The sequence below is a fragment of the Meiothermus rufus DSM 22234 genome, assembly GCF_000423425.1.
Classification (GTDB): Bacteria; Deinococcota; Deinococci; order Deinococcales; family Thermaceae; genus Meiothermus; species Meiothermus rufus.
On the sequence record NZ_AUHY01000096.1, the window covers coordinates 1 to 6,372 of the forward strand.

The window sequence follows — 6,372 nt, forward strand, 5'->3', positions numbered from 1 at the left end:
CCCGTACGGGCGATTCAAGTGGACGGGGGAGCGGAGTTCATGTCGGAGTTTGAGGAGGCCTGTGAAGGTCTCGGCGTCAAGCTCTTCGTCCTTCCCCCGAGGAGCCCCAAGCTCAACGGTCACGTGGAGCGGATGCAGCGGACCTTCAGGGACGAGTTCTACACCCGGCCCTTACCCTCGCAGATCCCCGAGCTCCAAAAGAAGCTTGACGCTTACCTCGACCACTACAACCGTGAGCGACCCCACCGGGCCCTAAACGGCCTCGCGCCCCTGGAGTTCCTGGCTATGATGCAAGAGGAGTCGGCCCCCCAGTCTCACATGTGTTGACCGATTACAACCTATTGCGGAACCTCAAGCCATTGGTTAGCGTGGGGTTATGGAGAAGCTCAAGTTCCAGATTCGGGTAAGCTCCTGGCCTGAGGTTTTGGAAGCCACCCTTTACCGGGAGGGCCAAGGGGAACCAGTCCTCTTCATCCATGGCTCGGGCCCCGGGGCCACCGGGCTTTCCAACTGGCAGCTGGCGCTTCCGGAGCTGGGGCAAGACTTCCTCTGCCTGGCCCCGGACCTGGTGGGCTACGGGGAGAGCAGCCATCCCGACCCGCCGCCCCAGGGGGTGCGGGCCTGGATGCGGGTCTGGGTGGACCAACTCCTTGCCCTTTTGGAGGCCCTGGGGCTAAAGCGGGCGCACCTGGTGGGGAACTCCCTTGGGGGGGCCATCGCCCTCCACCTCCTCATGGAGGCGCCGGAGCGGTTTGGGAGGGTGGTCCTCATGGGGCCCGCGGGGGGGCCTTTCCAGATGACGCCGGAGCTGGACCGGATCTGGGGCTTTTACGAGGACCCCACCCTGGCCACCATGAAGAACGCTATCCGCTGGTTTGCCTTTGACGAGGGGTTTGTCCAAGACCGCTTGGAGGGGATCGCCCGGATGCGGTTGGAGGCGGCCCTGAGGCCGGAGGTGCGGCGGAGCTTTGAGGCCATGTGGCCGAGGCCGAGGCAGGAGGTTATAGACCAGCTGGTGGTGCCGCCTTCGGCCCTTAGGCGGATGGGCCACCCCGTGCTCATCCTGCACGGCCACCGGGACCGGATCGTTCCCGTGGAGACGAGCCTATACCTGATGGAACACCTGCCCAACGCCCACCTGGTGCTCCTGGGGCGCACAAGCCACTGGGTGCAGATCGAGCGGGCGGAGGCCTTTCACCGCCTGGTGCGGAGCTTTCTCAAGGGGGAGCTGTGAGGGTCGCCAGGACGGAGGAGCTGAAGGGGTTTGCCATGGGGCCCATGACCCTGAGGCCTTTCGCCGGGGAAGGGCTGATGGCGGTGCGGGTGGAGGCGCCCAAGGGGTCCCGCGCTCCGGCCCACAGCCACTCCCACGAGCAGATGACCCTGGTGGTTTCCGGCCGGTTGCGGTTCCGCGTGGGGGAGGAGTGGCGGGAGGTAGGGCCGATGGAGGTCGTACACATTCCTTCGGGGCTGGAACACGAGGCGGAGGTGTTGGAGGACAGCCTTTTTTTTGACCTCTTCCATCCGGTGCGGGAGGACTTCCTGAAACGCGTGGAGGGGGCATGAGGGTGGCCATCCTCACGGGGGCCTCCAGCGGGATGGGCTTCGCGGTGGCGCGGAGGCTCGGGCAGGAGGGCTACACCCTCATCGGGAACAGTCGGGACCCTTTCCAGGCGGTCAAGCGCCTCGAGGCGGAGGGCTGCAAGGTGGTCGGCGTGCCCGGCGACCTGGCCGAGGCCTCCACGGCGGAGGCGCTGGTGGGGATGGCGGAGCGGATTGGCCGTTTAGATGCGCTCCTCTTGAACCACGGTGGCCCGCCGGTGAAGCCGCTTTTGGAGGTCTCCGAGGAGGAGTGGCGGCGCTACTTTGAGCTGATGCTGGTGGGCCCCTTGCGGCTTTTGCGGCTTTCGGTTCCCTTGTTCCGGCGCTCGGGTGGGGGTAGGGTGGTGGCCATCACCTCCTTCACGGTGAAGAGCCCCTATCCCGGGATCGGGCTTTCCAACAGCCTCCGGGCGGCGCTTCTCAACGCCTTGAAGACGGCGGCGTTGGAGCTCGGCCCCGAGGGGATCCTGGTGAACGCGGTGGCCCCGGGGTACATCCTCACGGAGCGCATTGCGGAGTGGAACCGGGCGTATGCGGCGCGGGAGGGGGTTACGGAGGAGGAGATCGCCCGGAGGACCACCGAGGGGATTCCTCTTGGGCGCTACGGCAAGCCGGATGAGGTGGCGGAGGTGGTGGCCTTCCTCCTTTCTCCTCGGAACGGCTACGTTACCGGGCAGCAGGTCATCGTAGACGGGGGGCTGGTGGTGGCCAACTGAGGGAGGAAGTATGGCGACAGTTAAGCGGGTACCCGGAAAGAAAGCCATGCTAGGAGCATGGAAAAGGAATGGAACCTTTCTTCACCCTGATGCGATCTGTGTGGGCTGGAGCTTACCTGGACCGAGAGTCTTAGCCTCATGTAATCCTTTGCCTTTCTGGGGCACCCGGGCCTCTTTGTGGTCTGCCCTCGCTGCCGAGAAAAGAGGAGGCAGCCAAGTTCCTTCCTACCAACCTTTTCCCTCCTCTTCCCCCTGGGGAGGTCTGGCCTATCTCCAGTGCTGGACCATCTTGAGCTCCTTTACCCCAAGCACCCCGTGAACCTGCCCCGCATTCTCATAGGAATGCCCCTCTTAAGGAGGTACTAGATGGTGGCTCTCAAGATAACCATGCTGGAAGGAAGACCTTTAGAGAAGAAGCGGGAGCTGGTGCGGAGGCTCACAGAGGCCGCCGCCCGGCATCTAGGGGAGCCTCTGGAGGAGATTCGGGTGGTGATCTACGAGGTGCCGCGGGAAAACTGGGCCGTGGGCGGGATCTTGATGCGCGATAAGGATGGAGGATGAGGGAAGAAAGCCTTCTCGAGGTAGTGTGCAAGGCCTGGGCTGCGTGGTAGGCTATTCTGCTCAAGGACCGCATACCCCGGGTGGCACACCTCTGTGATGCGGGGGAACGAGAACTACCTGCTGGTTGACCTGAGCCAGGAGACCTGCACCCCACATTCCGCGCCCTCCTCACTCCAGCAGGTAATATCGCTATACCCCCAGAAGGCACACCGCGGTCTGGTGATGGGGAGCCAGATTGAGGACCAGGAACCTGCCCGCAAGCTCCACCAGCCGCACCCACAGGAAGAGCTGGAACACCCAGCGCAGGGTGGGCCTTGCCATGGGCCTGCCCTTCTGGTCCGGCAGACTGGACCCCGTCTCTTCCAGCCTCCGCCTCAGCTCCCACTCCCCCAGGGCGTACACTAAAAGGGCCAGGGCCATCACCCACTCCGGCCGCTTCAGGAAGGGGCTCCCCCTGAAGAACAGAGGGAAAGCCGAACCTCCGCTCCACCGTCCGGGCCTGGTCCTTGTGGCGCCTTAGTTGGTATGGCTAAGGGAGGCCCAAGGTCGTGTAAGGAATTCTGTGTAAGGGTATGTGTATGAATGGGGGTACCAGCTAGAAGGGAGGTACCCCATGGACCCGGATACCCTGCAGATGATTTTGAGGGAAGCAGTGAGGGAAACGGCGACCGAGGTTTTGCAGGTTCTGTTGAACGCTGACCGGGAAGCCTTCTTGCGGGAGCACGGGGGGCGGAAGAACGGCTACTACCCCAGCTTGCTCCAGCCCTACGCCCGGCGCCAGGTGGACCTGGGGGAAGTGGCCGTGACCCTGTACGCTGCCGGGGTAAGAGCGCAAGGCGGCGGAGGGGATGAGCCTGCTTTGGGGCCACCGCTACCCCCACGAGACCATCAGCGCCCTCACCGACCAGGTGCTGAAGGAGGTGGAGGCCTTCCGCCATAGGCCTGTACCGGAAGATATGGCCTGGGTTTACCTGGACGGCTTCTTCTTGAAGGTTCAGAGAGGGGCTTGGGGTGGAGCGGGAGGCGGTCTATGTGGCCCTGGGGATCACCCCTTGCGGGCAGAGGCAGATCCTGGGCTTTTGGCTTTTACCCACGGAAAACACCACCGCCTGGGAAGGGGTTTTGAGGGAGTTATGGCAAAGGGGCCTGCGGCGGGTTTTGCTCTTCATCACCGATGGCCTACCCGGGATGGAAGAGGCGTATTTTCGCCGAGCGGAGCGAGGGGTGGCCCACAAAGCCCTCCACTTCTTGCAACATCAGGCCCACCTCGACCCCACCGACTATCCCCGCTTCAAGCGGGAAGGTATCGAGGTCATCGGCTCAGGTCAGATCGAAGGCGCCAACAAGCACGTCATCGGCCAAAGACTCAAGATCACCGGGGCCCACTGGAGCGAATCCGGAGCGAGCGCTAAGGCCCTGGTCCGCTCGCGGTTCTTCTCCCACAACCCCGTCACACCTTTCCACGCCGTCCGACACGCCGCTTTCCCCACTGCAGCCTAGTTGCCTGAATCCAGGACACACCCCCCTCTCGATAGAGTGCGTCAATTTGGCAAAAATATGCTAATATTGGCAATATGCAAATCACCCTGGACAAGTTTGGGCGGATACTTATCCCCAAAAAGCTGCGTGAGCGCTTGGGCTTGAGGCCTGATGATGTCCTCGAGGTACAGCTCGAGGACGGCAAGCTGACCTTGCTGCCTCAGCGCACCCCACCCCCTTTGCGGCGCAAGGGACGGGTATTGGTGGTGGAGAGCGGGGCCACGGCGGACCTCGGCCAAGCCCTGATCCATCTGAGGGAAGAACGCCTGGACGAACTCTCCCGATGAAGCTACTCTTCGACACCTCGAGCTTGGTTGCTGCCTTTGTCCTGTCCCACCCGGCCCACACCGCGGCTTGGGAATGGCTCGAGCAGACCCTCGAAGGGGTTCACGACGGCGCGGTAGCCACCCATACCTTGGCCGAGCTGTACGCGGTGCTGACCCGCCTGCCCCTGCGCCCCGCCATCCCGCCCCCGGTAGCCTTACAGCTCATCGAGGAAAACCTCCGGGGCTTCCAGACCATAGCCCTGAGCGTAGCCGACTACCGTGCGGTGCTGCAGCGGCTGGAAAAGCTGAACCTTGTGGGCGGAGCCATTTACGATGCCCTGATCGCCCAAGCTGCCCTCAAGGCCAAGGCCGAGCGGCTGCTCACCCTCAACCCCAGCCACTTCCTCAGGTTAGGCCACGACGTTGAGGCCGTGGTTCTTGTACCGGGGAAGAAGGCGTAACCCACCCCATGCGTGACGACTCCCCGTTCTGAAGAACGGGGCTTCGCGGTTCTCACGGGACGGCCCACGCCGTACCCATCCCCGCAGGCTCCGTCCGAGCCCATCTGCGGTCGGGTGCACACCCCGACCGTGCCAGGACATTGATGGCCGCAGCCACATCCCGGTGCTGGTGAGCGCCGCACCGGGGACAGGTGTACTCCCGCACCCAGAGAGGGCGTTTTTCTCTGTAGCCGCACACCGGACAATCCTGGCTGGTATGTCTGGGGTCTACCCCCACCACCCGCCTACACGTCCGAGGGCGACCACTTGGGCGGCACGGAGAGGAACAGATGCACGTGGTCGGGCATGACCTCCATGCCCAGCACTGCCCAGTCCCTCATCAAGCAGGCCTCCCGGAATACCTGCATCAGCCTTTCGCGCACCTCGCCAAAGAAGATGTGGCGGCGATACTTGGGGGTGAATACCCAATGGTAGTTCAGGTTGTAATGCGAATGGCGCGTGGTGCGTTCTTCAGGCACGTGAATATGATAGTACATCCGTCGTCCACTATGCTATGTGCTCCTTCGGAGCACGTGGGGGAGTCCATGTATCCCCGGTTTAAAAACCGGGGGATTATAGCCCCCCACATCCCCTCTTTTTTCTAAACAGTCCGGTTAGCGAGCGGGAAGCTTCGTACCGCGGCTGATCGTAAAAACTGTAGTATAACCCGCACCGCCTGGTTGGCCGTGCGGGGTATCGGCGGAGCGCTAAAGGGCCTCCCCCGCGAAGACCAGGAACTTGTTCCACAGGTTGTCCCGCCTTGCGGCTTGCGGGGCCTAGTTGCAGGCGCCGGCAGACTGGTTCACCGTGCGAGCGAGCTTCTCGGCTGTACTCGCATAGGTATCAGTGTACTGCGCCCCTAAATTTGCACCACCTCACCGGTCAGTTTAGTCAGGGCTCCCACCCCCTTTCAACAGGCTGTCCACAAAAGCTTCAGGCGTCAGGTACCCCAAGGCCGAGTGCGGACGCTTGCGGTTGTACACCTCAAAGACGAACGCCTCCACCGACGCCCGCGCCTCCTCCAGAGTCCGGTACTCCCGCAGGTCCACCCACTCCTCCTTGACGGTCCGGATCAGCCGCTCCGCGTGCCCGTTCTCCCAGGGCCTCCCCGTCCCCGCGTAGCTCAGCCTCACCCCTAGCCCCAAAAGCCGCTCCACATAGGCCCTGGAGGTGTACTGCACCCCCCGG

General features: G+C 63.3%; 9 protein-coding genes and 3 pseudogenes. 8 read left to right on the forward strand and 4 right to left on the reverse strand.

The features are described 5' to 3' along the window. From G552_RS15575 to G552_RS0113120, 5 genes are all read left to right on the forward strand, one after another. A partial coding sequence (locus tag G552_RS15575) for an integrase core domain-containing protein (RefSeq protein ID WP_036270947.1) occupies positions 1-327 on the forward strand: 327 nt, incomplete at its 5' end. Between the two features lie 49 nt (positions 328-376). Next, complete coding sequence (locus tag G552_RS0113105) at positions 377-1,234, forward strand: alpha/beta fold hydrolase (protein ID WP_027883425.1); 858 nt, start codon at positions 377-379, stop codon at positions 1,232-1,234. Continuing rightward, complete coding sequence (locus tag G552_RS0113110) at positions 1,231-1,566, forward strand: cupin domain-containing protein (RefSeq protein WP_027883426.1); 336 nt, start codon at positions 1,231-1,233, stop codon at positions 1,564-1,566. Before G552_RS0113105 ends, G552_RS0113110 begins: the two co-directional genes overlap by 4 nt. After that, on the forward strand, positions 1,563-2,318 hold the full coding sequence (locus G552_RS0113115; RefSeq protein WP_027883427.1) for an SDR family oxidoreductase: 756 nt from the start codon (positions 1,563-1,565) through the stop codon (positions 2,316-2,318). Before G552_RS0113110 ends, G552_RS0113115 begins: the two co-directional genes overlap by 4 nt. Positions 2,319-2,684: 366 nt before the next feature. Then, entirely contained in the window at positions 2,685-2,879 is a 195-nt protein-coding gene (locus G552_RS0113120; RefSeq protein WP_027883428.1) for a tautomerase family protein, read from the forward strand. A 189-nt stretch (positions 2,880-3,068) separates the two neighbouring features. Here G552_RS0113120 and G552_RS0113125 read toward each other — a convergent pair. Continuing rightward, a pseudogene (locus tag G552_RS0113125) lies at positions 3,069-3,399 on the reverse strand (IS1634 family transposase); the annotation flags it as partial. A gap of 93 nt (positions 3,400-3,492) precedes the next feature. On the opposite strand from G552_RS0113125, the pseudogene G552_RS16090 reads away from it, so the two are divergent. The 3 genes and pseudogenes from G552_RS16090 to G552_RS0113140 form a co-directional block, all read left to right on the forward strand. Beyond that, positions 3,493-4,088, forward strand: a pseudogene (locus G552_RS16090) (transposase); the annotation flags it as partial. Between the two features lie 365 nt (positions 4,089-4,453). Next, the gene (locus G552_RS0113135) at positions 4,454-4,705 is read left to right on the forward strand and encodes an AbrB/MazE/SpoVT family DNA-binding domain-containing protein (protein WP_013159619.1); all 252 of its coding nucleotides are present in this window, start codon (positions 4,454-4,456) and stop codon (positions 4,703-4,705) included. Then, positions 4,702-5,145: a type II toxin-antitoxin system VapC family toxin gene (locus tag G552_RS0113140; protein ID WP_013159618.1), complete on the forward strand. Its 444-nt coding sequence runs from the start codon at positions 4,702-4,704 to the stop codon at positions 5,143-5,145. The genes G552_RS0113135 and G552_RS0113140 overlap by 4 nt, the downstream gene beginning before the upstream one ends. Positions 5,146-5,197: 52 nt before the next feature. Here G552_RS0113140 and G552_RS16095 read toward each other — a convergent pair whose 3' ends face one another. The 3 genes and pseudogenes from G552_RS16095 to G552_RS0113150 all read right to left on the reverse strand — a co-directional run. After that, positions 5,198-5,425, reverse strand: a complete 228-nt coding sequence (locus tag G552_RS16095) for a zinc ribbon domain-containing protein (protein WP_342664863.1) — start codon at positions 5,423-5,425, stop codon at positions 5,198-5,200. 7 nt (positions 5,426-5,432) lie between these two features. Next, positions 5,433-5,663, reverse strand: a pseudogene (gene tnpA, locus G552_RS15585) (IS200/IS605 family transposase); the annotation flags it as partial. Between the two features lie 408 nt (positions 5,664-6,071). Continuing rightward, positions 6,072-6,372: integrase core domain-containing protein (locus G552_RS0113150; RefSeq protein ID WP_027883430.1), on the reverse strand; the 301-nt coding region annotated here is incomplete at its 5' end.